We start from the raw sequence: 20837 nt of genomic DNA, 5'->3' as shown, positions 1-20837 counted from the left end.
TCGTCGGTATGTATGTGTTTTAGATAGGCAGAGCAACCGGAATCGCAGCTAAACCGGGTAAGCTCGGTACGCCACCGCCCAGCAAAGAAGTAACGGTAGCGAGTAAATCACCCACTAAGGAGGTGGGGTCAGCTGGCAGTGAACCCAAAACCAGCAGGCCAGTCACATCGCCGCCAAGTAAAGAAGTTGGATCAACTGGCAATGCACCCAAACCAGGCAGAGTCGGTACACCGCCACCCAATGAAGAAGTAATCGTCGCGAGTAAATCACCCACTATTGAAGTTGGGTCGGCGGGTAGCGAACCCAAAATCAGCAGATCCGGCAAACCGCCACCAACTAAGGCCGTTGGGTCAACTGGTAGTGAATCTAAACTAGGTAAACCGCCACCAACAAGCAACAGATCTACAGGTAATGCATCTAAACTAGGTAAACCGCCACCAACTAGCAACAGATCTACAGGTAATGCATCTAAACCTGGAAGACCACCGCCGGCACTCCCAAGCTGAGCATCGATGGCAGATAACACATCAATAACCGGCGCCAACGGGCCTGCGAAACTTAATGCACTTCCTGATACAAGTGCGACAGCCAAGGCTACTTTTTTAATTTTTGTAGTTTTCATAATATCCCCAATGCTTTTAGTAAGCGTTATTCATTGTTATCAATTTGGTTAAGCACGATTAAATTTTAGTTTAACCGCTGTCCACACCCGAATACTACGCACTAATACCTACACTTGAATGTGGTATTGCTCACAATAAAATGCCAATCATGGTGAAATCGCCCAAACTACGACACATAGCTGCAACATTGAGCACTACAGATAAAGACAGATAGGCGGCGAGTTTAGAAAATTAAGCGGAATGTTGAATGTAAGCCAGCTACCGAGAATGTTCTCGGCAGCGCAATACTGCATTTTCTTACATTAGAAACTGAGCTTTATACGCCAAAAGAAATCCACTTCTAGAGCAGATAAGGCATCTTCGTCAAGATTATCATCGTAAATTGGTGTTGCAGCGATCAATTCAGTTTTAAGGTATTTCCCCAATTCCGCTTCTAGGGTGAAACCCGCATCAGCGATTGCCCGCACGTCACCGGATTGACCAGCGGCATCTTCGTACCACACTTCACCATGCTCAATAAAAAGCGAGGGTTTGAACTGTAAGCCTAAGAATGGCAGGCCATTGCTCTCTAATGAGAGCTTGCTATACACACCCGAATCACCAACCAAAACACCTGGTAAATATGCGCTGAGGCCACTACCACCGCCGAGAAAAAATTGCTGTTGCAGCGGTAACTGCTGATTATTTGAAAATTGGCCAATTACATCGAACTTAATACTGGCCCAGTCGGCCACGGCCATTTTAAGCCCCGCACGGGGCTTAAATACCACAAACTCACCCGTTCGCCGGCCTACTGCCACTACACCCTCACGGCTATCTGTGCCTAATGTGCCCGCATCACCCTCTAAACCCGCCTCGACAAAACCCTGCGCAGTTAACTGGCTACCAACACCAAATAAGCGCAGCAATTTATTGTATTTAAGCCCCAACTCTAGGGTGGTATGGGGTTCATCCAACGCAAGGCCGACATTCTTTACATCAATAAAACTGTCAATTTTTTCCAGTCGCTGGGAGCTCGTGAAACGATGATAACTATCACCACTAATGACCTGCTCCCCAGTTAGGGCGACCGATGTCGTTTCTGAATAAAGATGAAGTGTGGTACTCCCGCCACCGGAAGATGGGAGTGACGAGTCGCTCGGTAAACCCAAGTCAAGACCAAGTAAGCCACTACTGATATCACAAAGCAGTGGTATTGCGCACAGCCCCCCCGAATTCCCACTGGTTTGCTCTGCAGCTACGCCACCTTCAAGCAAAACCTCTGTGTCGCGCTGGTATTCTGTATAACGCGCCTCTATTCCATACAGGCCAAAACTACTCGGATAACTCAACCTAAAGGTATACCCGTCGTAATAATCGCCGCCATTGACCTCACCAAACTCGGTAAGCGCCCTGTCGTAAGACAACAAGGCATCTATTCCGCTACTAAAATCGTGTTTAAGTGAGACATTGCCAAAATAACGACCTAGGAAACGATTACCAAAATTATTAGCACTAACACTCAGCTCGGTACTGTCGTGGTCTACTTTAGGTCTCTCGGTAAATACCAAAGTATAAGCTGCAGGATCGCCGGCAACTTGGTAGGTCACCGCGTAATCGAGCCCTGCACGATCACTTTTTAAATTGGCGAGCACCTGCTTGCCGCCAAATTCAGATTTCCGTAAATCTTCATCACCAACCAAGCCCGAAAAATAGGGCGTAATACTGTCGGGGGCTTTGATTGCTGCCAATTTACCATTAATGACATGGGCAAAAATGGTTTTATCTCGCTGGGCAAAATACACAGTAACTAACAAATGCCCTAATTGATAATACGCTTGATTTAGCGCATTCACCGCCTGCGCGGGGGATTTTGCCGCCCCCATTATCATGTCAATTTGCTCGCGAGTTAAATAGCGATTCCCCGAAATTCGCAAATCATAATCACCGACTTTGACCGCAATAACGCTCTCTGAATGCTGAGCTGAATATTGCTCTATTCGCTCTGCCGTCGAGGCCTGTGGTGGTATAAGTGGTGGTAAATCGATAGCCATAATTTCTCCAGTGTAACGCTATTCGCTAGGCTTAGGGTCGCCCTTAAGGACACGCAGTTCAACACGCCGATTCCGCGTTCGAGCGGCAAGTAATTCATTGCCCTCAAGGGAATCCGTCGCTACAACTGGCCGGCTCTCACCATAACCGCGAACTGAAAGCATCGACTCAGGAACACCCTCAGCCAGAAAGTATTTTTTTACGGCCACAGCTCTGCGTTCAGATAAACGCTGATTATAATTTTCACTACCCAAATCGTCGGTATGGCCGCCAATTTCAATCTGTAGATTTTGGTTTGCTTTCAGCATCTTCGCTGCTTGTCGCAGGGTCGCCGTAGACGAGGCTGTTAATAGTGCCGTATCAACCGCAAAGGTCACATCTCGCAGTGCCAGTGGGGTTTTGGCATCAAGATGACATCCCGAGGGTAAAACAATGGCATGAGGCGCTGAATCGAGGCATTGGTCGTGGCTGTCGCAAACATTGTCGCGATCATTATCTACGCATCGATACCCGCTGTCTTTTGGTAACTCTTCAGCGGAGTCACTTGCGGGCTTCATTACTTTATCTTTACTGTTATCAATACCGCCGTTCGACGCATCACCAGAACCCGGCAGTACTACTGTGAGCACCGTTGGATTGATATCGCCATCACTCGCGGTGTCCTGCAAAAACTCAAGCACCGCGCCCTGCGAACCACCCAAATCCATTAACGGCGCAAGAACGCTTCCAGTAGGGTCATCTGCCACTGGCGCACCCAAAAGCAATATATCTTGGCCGCTAACACTTACACCCAGTAAGCCGTTGTCACCAAGCACATCCACCTCGAGTAAAACACCCAAGCCGCCGGCTTCTTCATTCAAAAGATCAACATTAGACAGCAAATCGGTTACTGGCGCCGTCAGTGAGTTACCCAATAGCTGCACGTTAATCAATTGGGCACGTAAACTTGGCGATATAGCAATAACGCTTAACGTTAAAAAAAGTAACTGCGCTAATCGAGCCAAAAGGTCCTAATACTCCGCATAAATGCAATCTGGGCACTGTTTTTAGGTGGTAATATGAGCAATTCTTGGTTTCAACCCAATTTGCTTACAGTGTAAGTATAGTGTGGCATAGCAGTGCAGCTTTACCAAACCGCAAAAAATCAAGCCCTGAATGAGTAAAGGCCTACTGCGATTCTACCCGAATAGTTCAATATAAAAATGGTAATTATCCGCTAACTTCCGAGGTTTAGCTCAGGTACTACTCGAACAAAGCGCCGCCACACTTAACAATGAACACCCATTACCCTCGGCAATACGGTATCTAGGCAAGGATCAGCAGGCGAGCCCCTACGCCCTGCCAATGGGAAATTTCCGCGTTACTCGAACTGCCTAAATGTTGCAATAATTGGTCATTAATAACGGCCATGGCATACTGCCTTCGATAAATGATTGACCCTAACTCGTGACCCACTCAGTGCAGCCCCCTTACTAAGCTCATGCAGCGACGGGAACAAGCGGCACTCCACACAGCCCAATAGATCTTCACGAGAATCTTATTCAGGACACACCATGAGCGACTTTGCCCCAAGCGGGCTGCTAAAAAACCCCCACGCCCAATCTATCCTCGCATCGACTGGGCTGCGCAAATTGCGCAGCTATCCCCGCGCTCGGGCGATGCTAGCGGCCAGCAAAACCGTTATTTTGGATTGCGGCAACGGCCATCAACTCCTCGGCGAGTACGCCGCCCAGCCCAAGCGCAGCAAAGGTCTAGTCACGCTCATTCACGGTTGGGAAGGCAGTTCACAATCAACGTATATGCTCTCGTCCGGCGGCGCTTTATACCAAGCGGGCTACGATATATTCCGTTTAAATCTTCGCGACCACGGCCCCAGCCACCACCTTAACCGCGAACTTTTTAATTCTGCACGTCTCGACGAGGTGGTCGGTGCCATCGCCGCAATCCATGAAATCTACCCCCAGCCTTGGCAGTTTTTGGCGGGCTTCTCACTCGGTGGCAATTTTGCCCTGCGGGTCGCCGCGAAAGCCACTGAAGCAGATTTAGACATAAAGCAAACCGTTGCTATTTGCCCAGTAGTCGACCCCGCAAAAACCATGACGGCGCTAGAACAAGGCTGGTGGGTTTACGAGCAGTACTTTGTACGGAAGTGGCAGCAGTCGCTGCGTAAAAAAATCAATCTTTACCCAGAGCTGGGCTATCAAAAAAGTTTATTTAAGCTAAAAACCCTGCGCGACATGAACAGCTATTTTATTCCGCATCACACGCCTTTCAGCAATGTTGAAGACTATTTCCGCGCCTATTCTATCGCCGAAGAAGCCCTCAGCACCTTAAGCTCACCCGCACACATCATTGCCGCGCAGGACGATCCTATTATTCTTGCCGAAGATTTTGCACGCCTAGCCAATAGTGAGCACCTCAGCATTGAAACCAAACGCTACGGCGGTCACTGTGGCTTTATGAAAAACTACCAGCTCGACAGCTGGCTAGACGGCCGCCTACTGGAATTAATCAATCTCCGGCGCTACCCCAGTGGCGACCCAGCAAAACTGCACACGTTAGCCAGCGATTGAGTTAAGCCCGCGCGATTTGCTCGGCAACCGCCAGCAAACGCACAGCCTCTTCAACATGCAACGCCTCAACCAAGCGGCCATCAACCAACACCACGCCCTTGCCCTCGGCTTGAGCTTGTTGCCAAGCCACTTGGATCTTCTCTGCCCGCGCCAAGGCTTCCGCCGAGGGTGAGAAGGCCTTATTGGTCACCGCAATTTGCTTGGGGTGAATCAAGGTTTTGCCATCAAAACCCAACTCAACCCCCTGCTCGCAAGCCAGCGCCAAACCCGCTTCGTCATCAAGATCTAAATGCACGCCGTCAAACACATCAATACCATTGGCTCTGGCCGCCAGCACACACAGCCCCAAGGACGTTAACATTCCCAAGCGCTGTGGCGTATGTGGCACCCGCAAATCTTTGGCAAGATCAGAGGTTCCCAGCACAATAGCGTCCATGCGCGCATGGGCACCCGCAATCTCGTTAACCGCCAAAATTCCTCGCGGCGTTTCCGCCATTGCCCACAATTTTAAACTGGCGGCTGCGCCAGCCTGTTGCAATACCTGAACCACCGCGTGAATTTCCTGCGCCGACTCAACCTTGGGCAAGCACAGCGCAGAAATCGGCGCCGTTGCAAAGGCCTCAATATCTTTGCGCCCCCACTCGGTGTCAAAGGCATTCACCCGCACCACTAGCTCACGCCTGCCGTAACCACCGGCCATAACCGCTGCCAGCACCTGCTCCCGTGCCACAGCTTTTTGCTCAGGCGCAACCGCATCTTCTAAATCTAAGATGAGAACATCGGCATCAAGCCCCCGCGCTTTGTCTAGGGCCCGAGCATTGGAACCGGGCATATACAGCACTGAGCGACGCGGATTAGCGGCCATAGCAAAAATTCTCTCTTTAGAATGAAATAGGGTAAAACCGCAGTTTAACACAGCCCAAGCAAGCTCAGACCAGTTAGACCACTGCACTAATCATAAGCATTAATTGCGAATCATTATCAATAACAGGTAGAATATCCGCCCCTACTCCGGTCGCGGAGTATTACTGAATATGCGGAGTCTGTTAATGCCAGCGCTGTTTCGCCAGATTTTAGTCCTTATCAGCTGCCTTATGCTCTCCAGCCTGCTTCATGCTAATGACAGCGGCAACACCAAAAAGCCCAACGCAGTGACGGCTCAAGCGGTAGTCAAACACTACGCCGAACTTGCCTACGCCGTGTACAGCGACGCTGAAAGTAGCGCCCGTCAATTGCAAACCAAGGTCGAGGCCTTATTAAAAGCACCAAGCCCAGCAGGCTTAGTCGCCGCGCAACAGGCGTGGAAAACCGCCCGCATCCCCTATCAGCAGAGCGAGGTGTTTCGGTTTGGCAACCCCGTCGTAGACGACTGGGAATACAAGCTAAATAGCTGGCCCCTCGACGAGGGCTTAATTGACTACGTAGCAGAAGACTACTTCGCCGCGCTGGGCAATATTGGCGGTAGTCTCAACATTATTGGCAATCCAACTATTAATCTGGGCGGCGAAGTGCTCGACGCCAGCGCCATCACCCCCGAATTACTGCGCAGCCTACACGAACTTGGCGGCTCGGCTGCCAACGTCGCCACGGGCTACCACGCGATCGAGTTCTTGCTCTGGGGACAAGATCTCCACGGCCATGAACTCGGCGCAGGCGAGCGCCCCTACACCGATTACAGCCTTGGCGATAACTGCAGCCACCGCAACTGTGACCGCCGCGCCGCGTATTTGCGCAGCGCGGTCAGTGTTCTTGTCGACGACCTCAGCTATATGACAAAACAGTGGGCGCCGAACAAAACCGACAACTACCGCGCGCAGCTACTCGGCCTTAAAAGCGATATTGTCTTAGCGCGGATGTTTAGTGGCATGGGCTCGCTGTCGCTAGGTGAATTGGGCGGCGAGCGTATAAAGGTCTCTTTAGAGGCCAATTCCACCGAAGATGAACACGACTGCTTTAGCGACAACACCCACTGGTCTCATTACTATAATGGACTCGGTATCGAAAACCTGTATCTCGGTCGCTATCAACGTCTAGATGGCAGCATTCTTAGCGGGCCCGCACTGGGCGACCTTGTCCGCCAAGCTAAGCCAGCAATCGACAACAAAACCCGCAAGGCCTTGAGCGACACCATGGCCAGCCTCAAAGTATTAAGCGACACCGCCGAGGCCGCGCAAAACCCAGTGAAATTCGACATGTTGATCGCTGAAGGCAATAAGCAGGGCGAAAAAATCCTTAGCGATATACTCGCCGCCTTAGTCGTCCAAACCCCCGCCTTTGAGGCTGCCGCAAGCGCGATACAGATCGACCCCACAGCAACAGGCATATAAGCTTTGAAAAGTCGGCGCTCAATGCTGGCTTTAGTACTCGCTAAAGCCATGCTTTGTATAGGTTTGCTCAGTTTGCTCGCCTGTGAAAGCCCTCTGCCTACACCCTACCCCAGCGCAATGAGTTTTAGCCGCGAGCAAGGTTCGCCACGCCTGCTGCTGCAAGCCCAGCCACAGCTCAGCATTGAACAGCAACTCGACTGGGCGGTGGGTAAAAGTTTTGCGACCCAAGCTTGGGTCAGCGGCCCAGCCAGCACCACCGCCAGAGACGGACTCGGTCCCTTATTCAATGCCAATAGCTGTGTCGGCTGTCACCAATATAACGGCCAAGGCCAGCTGCCCGAACACGGACCAGGCTTAATTTTGCGCATCGCGCCCAGCGGCGCACAGCACCAAGCCTACGGCGAGCAGCTGCAAGATCACGCCCTCACCGGCACCCTCGCCGAAGGCCAAATTACTTGGCAAACCGTATCGGCATTACTCGCGAATAGACAGGGCATAGTGGCTCCGTTGAATCACCGCCGTTACTACATTAAAAATGGCCAATACGGCGACACCAGCGAGCTAGCGTATTCAGCTCGCCTCGCGCCAGCACTGATTGGCATGGGCTTGCTCGACGGCATCAGTGATGAAGACATTTTGCGCCACAGCGACCCCGATGACCGCGACGGCAATGGTATTTCTGGCCGCGCTATTCAACGCTGGGATGCAGCAAGCCAGCGCTTTCGGCCAGGCAAATTTGGCTGGAAGGCCAGCCAAAGTAGCTTAAAACAACAAATTGCATTGGCCTTTAGCCAAGATATTGGTATTCGCTCGCCCATTTATCCCGCAGCTAATTGCCCAGCAAATACGCCTAATTGCGAAACTCAACACGAACATGAAATCAGCGCGAAATTATTGGACGCAGTAACCAACTACATTGCCAATCTCGCCATACCCAGCCCGCGTCATAACGCCGACTTTGAAAAAGGCTTTAGCGTGTTTCAGCAACTCGGCTGCGCCGCCTGCCATATTCCCGCAACGCAGACCCATATTCGCGCAAGCTACCCGCAGCCGGCTAACTCGAGTACCCTAGCTCGCAGCGAAACCATTTACCCCTTTAGTGATCTACTGCTCCACGATATGGGCCCAGCACTCGCCGATGAGCACAACACCGACAACACTCCCGCCACCGAATGGCGCACGGCGCCGCTGTGGGGGCTGGGTATGCGCAGCATAGATCCAGACCATACGCGGCTACTTCACGATGGCCGCGCCAACTCAATTCACGCCGCCATATTCTGGCACGGCGGCGAAGCCCAATTAAGTCGCCAGCAATATTTGCAACTCGACTCTAATTCACAACATTTCCTGCTGAATTTTCTAAAGGCACTGTAATGATCGCAATAACTACTCAAACCATAAAATCCATGGCCCGCGGCGCACTCGCGGTCAGCGCCGTTAGTTTGATCGCCGCCTGCAGCCCGCCCCCCGCCGCCAAAGTACTAGCGGATACCAGCGAACGCTACATCCTAACTAGCTACCACGAGTTTTCAACGACAAGCCTGCAACTCGCCGAAGCCGCCGCTCAGTTTTGCGCAGCGCCCACTCAAAGCAGCGAGACCTTTGAGGAAGTCCGCACCCAGTGGCGGCGCAGTGTTATCGCTTGGTCTGGAGTACAAAATCTCCAGTTCGGCCCCTTACTGGTCGACAATCAAGCGTGGAAAATTCAGTTTTGGCCAGACAAGAAAAACCTCATCGCCCGCAAGGTAGAAACGCTATTGCGCAGCGAGGAAGCACTCGACATCAAGCGTATCGACGACAGCAGCGTAGTGGTTCAAGGCTTATCTTCACTTGAATATTTACTGTTTGACCAAGCGGCCGGCAAGCTCGACAGCTACAGCAATGCCACCGGCGCTCGTCGCTGCGACCTTCTGGTCGCCGTAGCCACCCATCTGCACGGAGTCGCAGCAGGCTTATACGATGCGTGGCGCCCCGAGGGCGGCGACTATCTACACAGCTTTATAAAGACCGGCAAAAACAACCCCGAATACCCCGACGACAGCATTGCTCTCGCCAATTTACTCGACACCTTAGTGGCGGGAGTTGAACTGATTAAGCGTGACAAATTTGAACGACCACTCGGCCTAGACAGCGACACCGGCCGCGCCCAGATTTACCTGTTGGAATGGTGGCGCAGCCAGTACGCCAAAGAAGCCATTACCGCCAATTTAAATAGCTTACAAACTCTGTTTAACGCCAATGACGGCTACGGCTTAGATGACTATCTAACTGATGTTAAGCAGCGCGGCGACTTAAGCACAAAAATTCAGCAAGGCTTTACTAGCAGTATTGCTAGCGCCAAAGCCATACCAAACAGCCTGTTCAGCACTGCCAAGCCCCGCGAGCAAGCCGAGCTAATCGCCTTTCAAAGTGAACTTAGCCAATTGCTTAGCTTGCTGAGAACGGACCTGCCCGAGGCATTGGGAATCAGCCTCGGTTTTAACGCCAAAGACGGCGACTAAGTCCATCTGTATTCGGCATTAGGAGCCCCACAAGCACCATGCAGCGACGCCATTTTATACTCTCCGCCACGGCCCTGTTATGCGCGCCAGCGCTGGCCAAGTCAGCGAATTTTACGCCGGTGCTCAGCGCCGCCAGCGATACCGCGGGCAAACATATTGGCCTGTGGCGCGATGACCACTGGCAAATTAGCAAAACCATCCCCCACCGCGGACACGACAGCCTATTCCACCGCCAGCGCCAAGAGCTCGTGTTTTTCTCACGCCGGCCTGGCCGCGAGATGTATATCATCGACGCCCGCAGCGGCGCCTTGCGGCATACCATTAGCAGCAATGCCGGCTACCACTATTACGGTCATGGCTGCACCAGTGCCGACGGCCGTTTTTTATACACTACTGAAAACAATATTGCCGACAACGGCGCCGGCAGCATTGGCGTTTACGACTGCGAACAGAGTTATCAGTGTATTGCTCATATGAGCTGCGACGGCATTGGCCCCCACGAGCTGGCGCTAATGCCCGACGGCAAAACCCTGGTAATTGCCATCGGCGGCATAAAAACCCTACCTGCGAGCGGGCGCGAAACACTAAATGCCGACAGCCTAGCGCCTGCATTGCATTATTTAGATATTGCCTCTGGTGAGATTGTGGAGCGTCAAGCCGCCCCGCATTTTCAGCTGAGCTTGCGCCACCTCGATGTTAGCCCCGATGGCCAAGTCGTGGTTGGCGCGCAATTCCAAGGTAGCTTGCCCTCGCGCCTGCCGCTGGTTTACAGCCACCGCCGCGGTGGCAAGCTCACCGCCATGGACTACGGCGAACAGCACCTTCAATTCAAAAAAGACTATATTGCCAGTGTCAGCATTGACGATCGCGGCGAGCACGCCGTAAGCAGCTGCCCACGCGACAATGTGGTCTGTCTTTGGGATTTAAAACACCAGAAATTACTCAAGGTTTACCCCTTGCGCGACAGCGCTGGCGCCATCTACGACCCCAACTTTACGCAATTTATTTTAAGCAATGGCAGTGGTCAGCTTATGGCTTTAAAACCCGGCCAGCCTACACTGACACCCCTCGCCTATGCGGCGGGTACCCAATGGGACAATCACCTGACACTGCTGAGCTAGCAATCCGCAGCGCCAACAGGGAAATACTATGAAACGTCGAAGCCTAATCAAAAACAGCGCCGCCGCGATAATCGCCAGTTCACTGCCCCGCTTCACCTTAGCGATGGCCTCGGCGGATAAAAGCGGCGGCCCTCACTACGACTATATTCTCACCGCTGAGGTCGCCACCGCACACTTAGCCGACAGCGGCGACAGCGAGATATTTGGCTTTAATGGCCAATTTCCGGCGCCAGTTATTCGCGCCAAACAAGGCCGGCCACTGCGTGTTAAGTTTGTAAACAAACTGAATGAAGCCAGCACCATTCACTGGCATGGCATTCGTATAGATATAGCCATGGACGGGGTCCCCTATTTAACCCAGCCACCGGTGCCCGCTGGCGGTAGTTTTATCTACGAATTTACCTGCCCCGACGCCGGCACCTTCTGGTATCACCCCCATATGAATAGCGTCGAGCAACTGGGCAAAGGCCTGGTTGGCGCCTTGATTGTTGAAGAACACAACTTACCCGACTACCACGACGTGATTATTGGCTTAAAAGATTGGCGGCTAAATCCTGACGGCAGTTACTTGCCCTTATCACTACCCCGAGAAGCGGCCCGTGCCGGGACATTGGGCACCCTCGCCACCGTGAATGGCAAACAAAAACCCGTCATTGAAGTGCCGGCCGGCGAGCGCCTGCGCCTGCGTTTTTTAAATTTGGACAATACTCGGGTTTACAATTTAAGCCTGCGCGACAAAAACACCAAAGTCATCGCCATTGACGGCAGCCCTATTGCCGAACCTTACCCCCTCGAGGTTCACCCAACTGGCGCGGGTATGCGCCTCGACGCCGGCCTTATCAGCCCCAGCGAAGCCGGTGTCGAGATTCCCATTTACGATATGAAGGGCCGCTTTGGCATTGAAATTTGTCGTTTAAAAACCGTGCCCTCGGCAAAAACAAAAGCCGCCAAAACCGGCATTCCCGCTCTGCCCGCCAACCCCATAGCCGCGCCGCAATTGGCCGAGGCAGAGACCCTGAGCTTTGTCTTTGAGTGGGCTGGGGCAATGTCGCCCAGCAGCAAAGACGGCCAAGTCGATCACAATTTTTGGCTTATTAACCGCCGCGCATGGAGCGATCACAGCCATCAGCATTTGCCCGAGCCCTTGGCCACTCTCAGCTTGGGCAAAAGCTATATTTTTGACCTGCATAATGCCACGCCCCACCATCACCCCATCCATCTTCACGGTTTGATTTTTACGGTGTTGGAGTCGGATAAACGCAGCCTCACCCCCTACCACACCGACACCATCTTATTAGAGAAAAACGAGCGCGCGAAAATTGCCTTTGTCGCCGATAACCCCGGCCGTTGGATGTTCCATTGCCATGTTATTGAGCACATGCAAACCGGTTTAATGGGCTATATCACGATCGCCTAAGCCATCGCTAGCTGAGCAAAGCCGAAGTGCGCAACATGAAAAAGCCAGTGCCGCAGTGGCACTGGCTTGATGGCACGAACAGCTGTTTAACGCTGCTATTTCAATTTATTGATTGATTAATGGGCACCACTTTCGAGTCACTGTTTGGCGGCGTAGCGGCCTTATTTGTTTGCGCTTTTAGCGTGGCGGGCTTCTCTACCCGCTGACTCACGGCGGACTTCGCTTTTTTAGCCACCGGCTTTTTTACGGTTGGTAACCCACCACGGCTCGCAGGCTTAGTTTTACTCGGTGCTTTTGCTGCCCGAGCCCGCCTATTTGCCGGCGGCGGTGTTACCGCCTCAGGCGTAGCGTGACTTTTTACCGCGGCCAGTAATTCGGCAAAAGACTGCTCAAGACATTCACGGTAAAACGCGGGATCTGCTAGCGACTCGCGATCAGCAACGATCGATAAGGTAACAATGCCATTTGAGCTAAAGATCAAATGCGACAAACCCACCCCTGGCGTGAGTAAACCCAAGCCGTAATACCTGAGCATCTGCGCCCCAGCCGAATACACTGGATAGGTCGGCCCGGCAACGCTGGACGCTAGCGAGCTAATTCCCGACGGCAAATACTGGGTCAACTCTCTATTCACATAGGCATTAACGAGAGGCCGCATTATCGCCGGCGACATCACCCCAGCCAAACCCAGCACATCCACCAAGGGGGAGTTCTCACCGTATACTTTTGCCTCTTGAGCGCTAGTACAAAGTTTACTTAGGCGCTGTAGCGGATCGCCAATATTGGTATGGAGGTCCATCACCACGGCGCTCTGTTCAGCTTTTTCGTCGTTCAAAACTCGGCGGTGATGCTTATTTAGGGGAATGGACACCGCGAGACTCGCATCGGGCAGCTCATTATGGTGTTTGAGGTATTTACGCACACCACCCGAAATAATCGCCAATACCACGTCGTTAAACTTAACTTCGCCAAGGTCTTTTATCGCCTTAATATCCGCAAGGGGAAACTCCGTAGCCTCAAAAACACGGTAAGGGCCAACAGGGCTGTTAAAGCGAGTACGGGGGAAACTAACTGCCGGCACAGGAATTTTATTTTGCGCCATGCCAATGGCCATTTTGCCCAAGTCGCGCACAATACCCGCACTGTCTTTCAGCAATTTCACCGTGCCTTTCAGGTTATTTAGTGCGGCTGAACTCATAAGATACAAAGCGTTAGGTAACACCTCGTTCGTTAATACAAACTCAGCTTGGGGGACTGCTGCTGGGTCTGGCTCTAAATCATGAATGACCGACATAATTGACGAGTCGCCAGCGCCATCAACCAAGGCGTGATGCACTTTGGTGTAGATGCCAAAGCCCCCCTTCGGAACCCCTGGAATATTGTCCAAGCCCTCGATGATATAGGCCTCCCACAGGGGCCGACTCATATCCAGTGGCCGCGCGTGTAGCCGAGCAACCAGAATACACAACTGCCGCCAATCACCTGGCTGCGGCAGGGCGATATGGCGGATATGAAATTCGACATCAAAATTAGCGTCTTGCATCCAGTAAGGCCGATCAACATTACCAGGCACTTTAACGAGACGAGAGCGGAACATTGGGTGTTTTTGCAGGCGGCGCTCAAAATTAGCAATAACACCCTTAAAGCGGACAATACCGCCAGGTGCAGTTGAGGGGTCGTAAATACCTAAGCCCCCAACATGTTGGGGGGTATTGGCATGTTCTAAATTAATAAACGCGGTATCGAGAACACCTAACTGCTTCATGCAAGCTAACCTCTTATTTTAATATTCCCAGCCTAGGGTATTTTCCATAGTACAGCAATTTCCCAGCGTTCAAAGTGATGCGCGCTCGGGGTGGCGGCGCTGAACTAATTTAGGAAAGGCGTGCAGGCCCAAGCCTGCTGAAAATTGCCAGCAAGCTTTAGGCCAAAGTTTGTTTTTATTGCGCTAGGGCGCGGGTTTTCGAGACTTGCGCTGACGGGCTGGCGGCGGCGCACCAACATGGGATTCATTGCGCAGACGGGCAAGTTCAACCTGCTTCTGGCGATCCCGAAAACGCTTACGCTGATCTTCGGTGATGTGGTTAAAACACGCGGGGCAAGTTACCCCTTCTTCAAAATATTCACTGCGCTTATCGCTGTCGGTAATAGGCCGCCGACAACCGTGGCAAAGATCATGGCTACCGGTGTGTAAGCCGTGGGTTACCGCAACCCTATTATCAAATACAAAACACTCGCCCTGCCAGAGACTTTCCGCCTCATCGACTTCTTCCAAGTATTTGAGAATACCGCCCTCGAGGTGGTAAACCTCGTCAAAACCCTCGTGTTTCATAAATGCAGAGGCTTTCTCGCAGCGAATTCCACCAGTGCAAAACATCGCCACTTTTTTATGAACCGCGGGGTCGTAATGCTCGCGCACATACTCTGGAAACTCCCGAAAACTGGTGGTTTTTGGGTCTACCGCGCCCTTAAACGTGCCAATTTCGACCTCGTAATCATTGCGCGTATCAATCAGTAACACTTCGGGGTCGGCAATCAGCGCATTCCAATCTCGGGGCTTCACATAGCTGCCAACCACGTCATTGGGGTCGATGCCATCGACGCCCATGGTCACAATCTCTTTTTTCAGTTTGACCTTCATCCGATAGAAGGGCTGCTCTTTATCGAAAGACTCTTTATGCGACAAGCCAGCCAAACGCGGGTCTGCCCGTAAATACGCCAGCACTTGGTCGACACCGGCCCGTGAGCCGGCAATTGTGCCATTAATACCTTCTTCTGCGAGCAGCAAAGTGCCCTTCACTTCGGCGCGTAAGCAACAGGCTAAAAGCGGCTCGCGCAGCGCCTGATAATCGGGAAGACTAACAAATTGATAAAGTGCGGCAACAACAAACTGATTCATACTAATTTCCGCCCTGCTCCTTTTTACTACCGCCCAAACAATCTGGCGATGCTGGCACTGCGCCGGCGCGGGCCGCCCACTCGTCGGGACTGTAGGTGTGCATTGCCAAGGCGTGAACTGGGCCAGCTAACTCCTCAGCCAAAATCTGATAAACCCGCTGCTGACGGGCCACTTTGCGTAACGTCGCAAAGGCATCGGCAACCACTACCACTTTAAAATGAGTTTCAGAATTGGCAGGAACACTGTGCATATGGCTTTCGTTAATGACCTCAAGGTGGCTGGGCGTCAGCGCCGCCAGTAATTTGCCCTGAATTGTTTCTTGTACCAGCATTTATGCCACTCCCAATTGTTACAACGGCGCATATTATACACAGAGAAATGCTTGCCATGAGGCGGAATTTTGTTCAATAAGAAGGCAAGATTGGCTGCGAACAGGGATTTTACGCCCCATAAACACCCACTTTCTGGGGCTTTAAACTGCGCGTTAGACTTAGCTTTACAGAGAATTACGTCTTGCGGCGTTTGGCCGCCGCCGAGCGCAACGCTGCCGCATAGGCGCCATTCGCCCATGTCAGCAGCAACTCAACATCATCTAGGGCCTCTTCTGGCGGCTGAAAATAAGAAAGTGCAATACCGCGGCCACCGCGTTCATAGCTGAAGGGCTGCAAGCCCAAGGCGTCGAAGTCGCCACGGCTTTCAGCATCAGCTTTTAAATACAGGGTGTTATCAAGGACCAAGGCAAACATCAGGCCTTCTAAAAACAAGCCCCAGCCGCCAAACATACGCCGCGCGGTGACCGGCCCCATCCACTGTAATTGCTCTAGCAAAAACTGGATAAATGCACTTTCCTTGGCTGCCATTGGCCCCTGCTCCCGTTTTAGCTAATAGCACCTTGTGCGGTATTGCTCGGCTGGCGCTGGGTTTGTGCTGCGCCAACGCCAGCGCCAAGTTCAGCGCCAAGTTCCGTAATACCTGCAAAGCAAATACCGCTTAGGCGCTGCGCCAAAAGATTCTGATCCGCAGCCAAACCCCAGCGCATATAGGCCAGTTTGTCGCCGCGATACACGCGCACCGACAGGCCTTGGGCATAGCACGCTAATTGCAATTTTTCTGCTGTAATAAGTGGCATCACCAAGCTAATAAACAGCGGCGTGGTGCTTATATGCTGTATATAAGCACCAAAATATTGCCTCAACAATTCTGTTTGCTGCTGACTAGCTGTTTGCAATTTCGTCAGCATCTGCTGCTGCCACGGCTTATCAGCCAAGGCCAAGCGGCCCAGCCACTGGGCGCTACCACTTACCCCCCACGGACCCAATCGGTCATCGAGCTCCGTTAAAAAATCAGCGCGGCCTAGCGCAAAACCGAGGCGTAGGCCCGGCAAGCCAAAGAACTTACCCACTGAGCGCAGTAATACAATGCCGGGCGCGGCCGCCAGCATACTCAAGTCGCTGCTTGGCAGCACATCGGCAAAGGCTTGATCGAGCACCACCATGCCATCGTCTGGCAACAGGGAGCGCCAGTAGCGAACATCAGCTTGGCTTACCGTATCACCGGTAGGGTTGTTGGGACTGATAATAAGCAAATACTGAATTTGCTCGCTCGCAATCAATTCGGCAATACACTCGCGCTGATAGTCATGAAACAAGTAAATATCGTGCCCCGCCTGCTGCCAGCGATAGCGATGCTCTTCATAGGCAATTGCTGGGAGTAGAATTCGGCCAGGCTTAACCATATAGGGCAATTGCTGAATGACCGGCTGGCTGCCTGCCGTTGCCAAAATCGCGTCGCTTGCTACGCCGTAATAATCTGCTGCCGCAAGGATCAATTGTGGGCAGGTATAGGGCAGCACCTGGTAACACTGCGCCGGCGGCTCGGGTACCGGCCAGGCCCAGGGGTTTACGCCCGTTGCCAAGTCCAGCATGGCGAGGCCATTATTTGCCGGTGGAATATTTTTAGGGTCGCCGCCGTGATGGGGGCGCGCCAATGTCCTTTCCGTCACAGCCGCAATCCTAATTCCGTGTACAGACCTGCACCCAAACCCAAAACCATCATTAGCCCAATCCATATAGCCAACTGGCTATTCACCAGTTTTACACTGCGCGCTAAATCACCGATAGCCGGCGCCTCGCCATGGCCAAGTGCTGGCCGCAGCACCGCCGCGCCGTGATAACTCGCCGCGCCCCCCAAATTCAAGCCAAGGGCAGCCGCGCCGCTGGCCATCACCGAGCCAGCGTTAATACTTTTCCAGCGCCAGCCCTGCTGAATCCAACAGCGCAGCCCCCAACGCGAACCAGCCAATAGACTAAACCCCAGCGCGGTCAGCTGAGCCGGAATAAAATTACACACGTCATCACTGCGCGCCGCCCACCAACCAAAATACTGATAGCGTGAATTGCGATAGCCCCACATTGCATCCAAGGTATTCGTTAAGCGCTGCAACACCACCCCCGCAGGGCCAGCGACAGCGTAAAAAAACAGCGAGGCAAACAAGGCATCGCTGCTATTCTCTAGAGTCGTTTCCAAGCCCGCGCTTAAAATTTGCTCTGCGGTGAGGTCGTCAGTATCTCGGCTAACCAAATAGCCCACCCGCCGGCGCGCCTCGTCGAGATCGCCCACCGTCAGTGCCTCGCCAATAGGCGCAATATGCTCGCGCAAACTCTGCCAACCCACCGCCCAATACAAAACCGCTATGTGTAAGCCAACAGTGAGAACAAGGGAAAACCGAAACAATAAATAGTCGAGGTAGGCCATGGCAATAACGGGGGGAAGCACCAACAAACACCAGCAGCCAAGACCTTGTAAACGTTTAACACCAGCAGGCCCAGGCCGATTACATTGCCGCTCAATACCGGCAGCCAGGCGTCCAAAGCCAACCAAGGGGTGCCAGCGCGCGGCTTCGCCCAATACTTTATCGACACCAAGCGCCGCAACCCAAACCAGGCTAATGAGCAAGAAATTATTCAACAAGGATTCCAAAGATAAACTGCCGCGCTGAGCAAACTATAAGGTCATCAGCGGGCGCAAATGGTGCTAAACGCACTCGCTAATCAATGCGGGGCACTTTAAAGAATGCAGCTAGGAGGGTCAATTGGAATTACCGCGAGCTTAAACACCCAAGCGGTAGAAGGCGGCGGCGTTATCCCAAAGCACTTTTTTAGTCGCGCTATCGCCCAGTGCATTGCCAATGATTTCTATGTCGACAGGGTTAAAGGCGCGAGGTGAACGGGTAGAAGGCAGATCGGTACCAAACATGAGGGCATCGGGGTTAATCTCGAACAAGCGCCGAATTGCCTGACTCACCGCAAAATCGACTCGGCCAAAACCGGTCGCCTTTACCCGAGCACCACTTTCGGCGAGCTGGTATAAAGTCGGCAAGCCCTCTTTAGACAAACCCAGATGGTCGATACTCACCGCCGGCAGGCGGCACAGCTGATCGCTGAAATCGGCTAGCGATTTACAGTCGGCATAGATCTCGATATGCCAGCCCAGTAAATCGTAAATCCGATTGGCAAAATCAATGAGGTGTTCTGAGGTTTCTGAGCCACCTCGTCGCAAATTAAAGCGCACCGCGCGGATGCCGTGGCCAGCCAGCAGCAGTAAATCTTCGTCGCTAATGGTATATGGGACTTGAGTTACGCCAACAAACGTCGGCCCCAAGGCCGCCAGCGCGGTAATTAAATAGCTTTGATCAAAGGATTGAAAAGAACCGGATACCACGGCGCCGCCGCCCACACCCAGCGCTGCGGTTTGGCCAACATAATCGTCAACGGTAAACGCATCGGGCAAAAAGCCGTCATTACTAACCAACGGAAAGGCTGGATCAATAATGTGCAGATGGGCATCAAATATCATGTGCTGCATACCGCTCTTACCTCCGCCAGCTAATCTATGAGCCAGCGTAATCGCCATTTTGTTATTTTATGAGCTGGCTGGCCTGCGCCAAGCTTTTCAACAGTCGCAGATTTACGGCCTAAAAGCAATATTGATTACACCGCCTATGACACATTAGGCCTGCTGATTTTTAGCGGCGATCCACTGTGACATGTATTGATGACTTTTTACGGTGTGGTGGCGCAACATCAGGCCGTTAAAGTGTTTCAGGCGATGCTCGTTTAATTCAGTGCTCAGTTCTAGCAAGCGCCGGGCAAAATGCGCTAGGTGACTACTGCACTGATAGCGCTGCAATAGCAGCTCGCCGCCTTGGCGTTGCGCGGCATTCCACGCCTCGCGGTCACTATACAATGCACTGGCCGCCTCTGCAAAATCGGCAGCAAACTGGCTAGAATCAGGAACTATACAGCCACTCCACGGCAAATCACCGCACATCCCTTCCGCGCCAATAACACTGGTAATCGATGGGGTGCCACACTCCATCGCCGCCAATAACTTACCCTTCTGGCCGGCACCAAAGCGCAGCGGCGCCAAACATAAGCGCGCCTTACGCACCACCTCATCAGCATCCGCTGCCCAGCCTTTAACCAAAAAGCCCAGTTTATCGCTGTGCAATTGCAGGGCCTTGGGTGGCGGATAAGCGCCGTAAACATGGCATTGCAGCGTCGGCATGCGCCGCCGAATAAGCGGCCATATTTCACTGCGCAAATACTGTACGGCATCCCAATTGGGCGCGTGACGAAAGTTACCCACCACCACGCAGTGCTGGCGCTCATCATAGCTCGGCCAGTTTGCGGCCTGAGAACCATCAAATTCGCTAAGCAGCGGCAAATAATGCAGTAAATCGGTGGGCACACCATAGCTGTCTTGCAGTAGCGCCAATTCAAACTCGGAAATAACCAACGTCAGATCACAGCGCCAAATCGCGGCGATTTCCCGCAGTGCCAGCTCGCTGCACAAGTCCTGTCGATTAAGCTCGCGCTTTTGCTTTAAGGCCTGATGGCGAGCGTGACGCAGGCAGTGCAGATCCTCGCTGTCGAGTATTTTCAGGGCCGCCGGACAACTGCGTTCAACCCGCCAGCCGAATTGCTCTTCCATCAGAAAACGGTCAAATATCACTACCGTCGGCTGTAGATCTTTTATATAGGAATCAAAACTATCGCAGTTAAGGGCAATGCTTACCGCACTAACGTCCAGCGCGGCAAGATCAACACTGTGTTCACCCAGCACGGCGGCGCTGGCAAAGTGGATCTCGCCGCCATTTGCTTGCAGTGCAGACACTAGTTCCAGCATTCGCCGCCCTGCGGCCGAAGAGTTTGGTTCAGGCCAGACATAGCCAATAATTAAAACACGCACTATTTCACGCCCGCAGCTAACTTTAATGAGAGGGATAATATTTTCAATAAACAATCGGTGAATTTATCAGCGGACACGAAAGGATTACGCCATCG

18 protein-coding genes are annotated in these 20837 nt (G+C 52.6%); 6 read left to right on the top strand and 12 right to left on the bottom strand.

Annotation, left to right across the window (positions count from 1 at the left end):
• Positions 1 to 19: 19 nt before the first annotated feature.
• The 3 genes from P1U47_RS06615 to P1U47_RS06605 all read right to left on the bottom strand — a co-directional run bounded on the left by P1U47_RS06615 (position 20) and on the right by P1U47_RS06605 (position 3658).
• Entirely contained in the window at positions 20 to 622 is a 603-nt protein-coding gene (locus P1U47_RS06615) for a hypothetical protein (protein WP_301027865.1), read from the bottom strand.
• Between the two features lie 303 nt (positions 623 to 925).
• Entirely contained in the window at positions 926 to 2656 is a 1731-nt protein-coding gene (locus P1U47_RS06610; RefSeq protein WP_301027864.1) for a ShlB/FhaC/HecB family hemolysin secretion/activation protein, read from the bottom strand.
• An 18-nt stretch (positions 2657 to 2674) separates the two neighbouring features.
• Positions 2675 to 3658 carry an OmpA family protein gene (locus P1U47_RS06605; RefSeq protein WP_301027863.1) on the bottom strand — a complete coding sequence of 328 codons (984 nt, stop codon included), beginning with the start codon at positions 3656 to 3658 and terminating at the stop codon, positions 2675 to 2677.
• 549 nt (positions 3659 to 4207) lie between these two features.
• On the opposite strand from P1U47_RS06605, the gene P1U47_RS06600 reads away from it, so the two are divergent.
• Positions 4208 to 5227 carry an alpha/beta fold hydrolase gene (locus tag P1U47_RS06600; RefSeq protein WP_301027862.1) on the top strand — a complete coding sequence of 340 codons (1020 nt, stop codon included), beginning with the start codon at positions 4208 to 4210 and terminating at the stop codon, positions 5225 to 5227.
• Between the two features lies 1 nt (position 5228).
• Here the strand turns inward: P1U47_RS06600 and P1U47_RS06595 are convergent, their stop codons facing one another.
• Positions 5229 to 6092, bottom strand: coding sequence for a CoA ester lyase (locus P1U47_RS06595; RefSeq protein ID WP_301027861.1), 864 nt, complete (start codon positions 6090 to 6092; stop codon positions 5229 to 5231).
• A 184-nt stretch (positions 6093 to 6276) separates the two neighbouring features.
• Between P1U47_RS06595 and P1U47_RS06590 the strand changes: the two genes are divergently transcribed.
• From P1U47_RS06590 to P1U47_RS06570, 5 genes are read left to right on the top strand one after another with little or no spacing between them, the layout of a single operon-like run.
• Positions 6277 to 7554: an imelysin family protein gene (locus tag P1U47_RS06590; protein ID WP_301027859.1), complete on the top strand. Its 1278-nt coding sequence runs from the start codon at positions 6277 to 6279 to the stop codon at positions 7552 to 7554.
• Positions 7555 to 7575: 21 nt separating this feature from the next.
• Entirely contained in the window at positions 7576 to 8928 is a 1353-nt protein-coding gene (locus P1U47_RS06585; protein ID WP_301027857.1) for a di-heme oxidoredictase family protein, read from the top strand.
• Entirely contained in the window at positions 8928 to 10055 is a 1128-nt protein-coding gene (locus P1U47_RS06580; protein ID WP_301027856.1) for an imelysin family protein, read from the top strand. The genes P1U47_RS06585 and P1U47_RS06580 overlap by 1 nt, the downstream gene beginning before the upstream one ends.
• Before the next feature lie 38 nt (positions 10056 to 10093).
• Positions 10094 to 11176, top strand: a complete 1083-nt coding sequence (locus tag P1U47_RS06575) for a DUF1513 domain-containing protein (RefSeq protein ID WP_301027855.1) — start codon at positions 10094 to 10096, stop codon at positions 11174 to 11176.
• Positions 11177 to 11204: 28 nt separating this feature from the next.
• Positions 11205 to 12593, top strand: coding sequence for a multicopper oxidase family protein (locus tag P1U47_RS06570; RefSeq protein WP_301027854.1), 1389 nt, complete (start codon positions 11205 to 11207; stop codon positions 12591 to 12593).
• 100 nt (positions 12594 to 12693) lie between these two features.
• Here P1U47_RS06570 and P1U47_RS06565 read toward each other — a convergent pair whose 3' ends face one another.
• From P1U47_RS06565 to P1U47_RS06530, 8 genes are all read right to left on the bottom strand, one after another.
• Positions 12694 to 14358 (bottom strand): wax ester/triacylglycerol synthase family O-acyltransferase, encoded by a 1665-nt coding sequence (locus P1U47_RS06565; RefSeq protein WP_301027853.1) that lies wholly within the window; start codon positions 14356 to 14358, stop codon positions 12694 to 12696.
• A 183-nt stretch (positions 14359 to 14541) separates the two neighbouring features.
• Positions 14542 to 15492, bottom strand: coding sequence for a rhodanese-related sulfurtransferase (locus P1U47_RS06560; protein WP_301027852.1), 951 nt, complete (start codon positions 15490 to 15492; stop codon positions 14542 to 14544).
• A gap of 1 nt (position 15493) precedes the next feature.
• Positions 15494 to 15823, bottom strand: a complete 330-nt coding sequence (locus tag P1U47_RS06555; protein WP_301027850.1) for a BolA/IbaG family iron-sulfur metabolism protein — start codon at positions 15821 to 15823, stop codon at positions 15494 to 15496.
• A 175-nt stretch (positions 15824 to 15998) separates the two neighbouring features.
• A complete protein-coding gene (locus tag P1U47_RS06550; protein WP_301027849.1) occupies positions 15999 to 16352 on the bottom strand; it encodes a TfoX/Sxy family protein in 354 nt (117 codons plus the stop codon).
• A gap of 17 nt (positions 16353 to 16369) precedes the next feature.
• Positions 16370 to 17494: an aminotransferase class I/II-fold pyridoxal phosphate-dependent enzyme gene (locus P1U47_RS06545; RefSeq protein WP_301027848.1), complete on the bottom strand. Its 1125-nt coding sequence runs from the start codon at positions 17492 to 17494 to the stop codon at positions 16370 to 16372.
• Positions 17491 to 18459 (bottom strand): CobD/CbiB family cobalamin biosynthesis protein, encoded by a 969-nt coding sequence (locus P1U47_RS06540; protein ID WP_301027847.1) that lies wholly within the window; start codon positions 18457 to 18459, stop codon positions 17491 to 17493. The genes P1U47_RS06545 and P1U47_RS06540 overlap by 4 nt, the downstream gene beginning before the upstream one ends.
• Before the next feature lie 141 nt (positions 18460 to 18600).
• On the bottom strand, positions 18601 to 19356 hold the full coding sequence (locus P1U47_RS06535) for an amidohydrolase family protein (protein ID WP_301027846.1): 756 nt from the start codon (positions 19354 to 19356) through the stop codon (positions 18601 to 18603).
• Positions 19357 to 19500: 144 nt separating this feature from the next.
• The gene (locus P1U47_RS06530) at positions 19501 to 20679 is read right to left on the bottom strand and encodes a glycosyltransferase family 4 protein (protein WP_301027845.1); all 1179 of its coding nucleotides are present in this window, start codon (positions 20677 to 20679) and stop codon (positions 19501 to 19503) included.
• Positions 20680 to 20837: the final 158 nt, after the last annotated feature.

This window comes from Zhongshania sp. (assembly GCF_029212375.1).
In the GTDB taxonomy this organism is placed as follows: domain Bacteria; phylum Pseudomonadota; class Gammaproteobacteria; order Pseudomonadales; family Spongiibacteraceae; genus Spongiibacter.
The sequence above is the reverse complement of the archived record's forward strand: the minus strand, read 5'-3'. Positions and strand labels throughout refer to the sequence as shown.

What these genes read in the sequence shown, in the direction of transcription:
- P1U47_RS06615 (WP_301027865.1), bottom strand. Translation starts at nt 622, where the DNA reads ATGAAAACTACAAAAATTAAAAAAGTAGCCTTGGCTGTCGCACTTGTA.
- P1U47_RS06610 (WP_301027864.1), bottom strand. Translation starts at nt 2,656, where the DNA reads ATGGCTATCGATTTACCACCACTTATACCACCACAGGCCTCGACGGCA.
- P1U47_RS06600 (WP_301027862.1), top strand. Translation starts at nt 4,208, where the DNA reads ATGAGCGACTTTGCCCCAAGCGGGCTGCTAAAAAACCCCCACGCCCAA.
- P1U47_RS06595 (WP_301027861.1), bottom strand. Translation starts at nt 6,092, where the DNA reads ATGGCCGCTAATCCGCGTCGCTCAGTGCTGTATATGCCCGGTTCCAAT.
- P1U47_RS06590 (WP_301027859.1), top strand. Translation starts at nt 6,277, where the DNA reads ATGCCAGCGCTGTTTCGCCAGATTTTAGTCCTTATCAGCTGCCTTATG.
- P1U47_RS06585 (WP_301027857.1), top strand. Translation starts at nt 7,576, where the DNA reads ATGCTGGCTTTAGTACTCGCTAAAGCCATGCTTTGTATAGGTTTGCTC.
- P1U47_RS06580 (WP_301027856.1), top strand. Translation starts at nt 8,928, where the DNA reads ATGATCGCAATAACTACTCAAACCATAAAATCCATGGCCCGCGGCGCA.
- P1U47_RS06575 (WP_301027855.1), top strand. Translation starts at nt 10,094, where the DNA reads ATGCAGCGACGCCATTTTATACTCTCCGCCACGGCCCTGTTATGCGCG.
- P1U47_RS06570 (WP_301027854.1), top strand. Translation starts at nt 11,205, where the DNA reads ATGAAACGTCGAAGCCTAATCAAAAACAGCGCCGCCGCGATAATCGCC.
- P1U47_RS06565 (WP_301027853.1), bottom strand. Translation starts at nt 14,358, where the DNA reads ATGAAGCAGTTAGGTGTTCTCGATACCGCGTTTATTAATTTAGAACAT.
- P1U47_RS06560 (WP_301027852.1), bottom strand. Translation starts at nt 15,492, where the DNA reads ATGAATCAGTTTGTTGTTGCCGCACTTTATCAATTTGTTAGTCTTCCC.
- P1U47_RS06555 (WP_301027850.1), bottom strand. Translation starts at nt 15,823, where the DNA reads ATGCTGGTACAAGAAACAATTCAGGGCAAATTACTGGCGGCGCTGACG.
- P1U47_RS06550 (WP_301027849.1), bottom strand. Translation starts at nt 16,352, where the DNA reads ATGGCAGCCAAGGAAAGTGCATTTATCCAGTTTTTGCTAGAGCAATTA.
- P1U47_RS06535 (WP_301027846.1), bottom strand. Translation starts at nt 19,356, where the DNA reads ATGCAGCACATGATATTTGATGCCCATCTGCACATTATTGATCCAGCC.
- P1U47_RS06530 (WP_301027845.1), bottom strand. Translation starts at nt 20,679, where the DNA reads ATGCTGGAACTAGTGTCTGCACTGCAAGCAAATGGCGGCGAGATCCAC.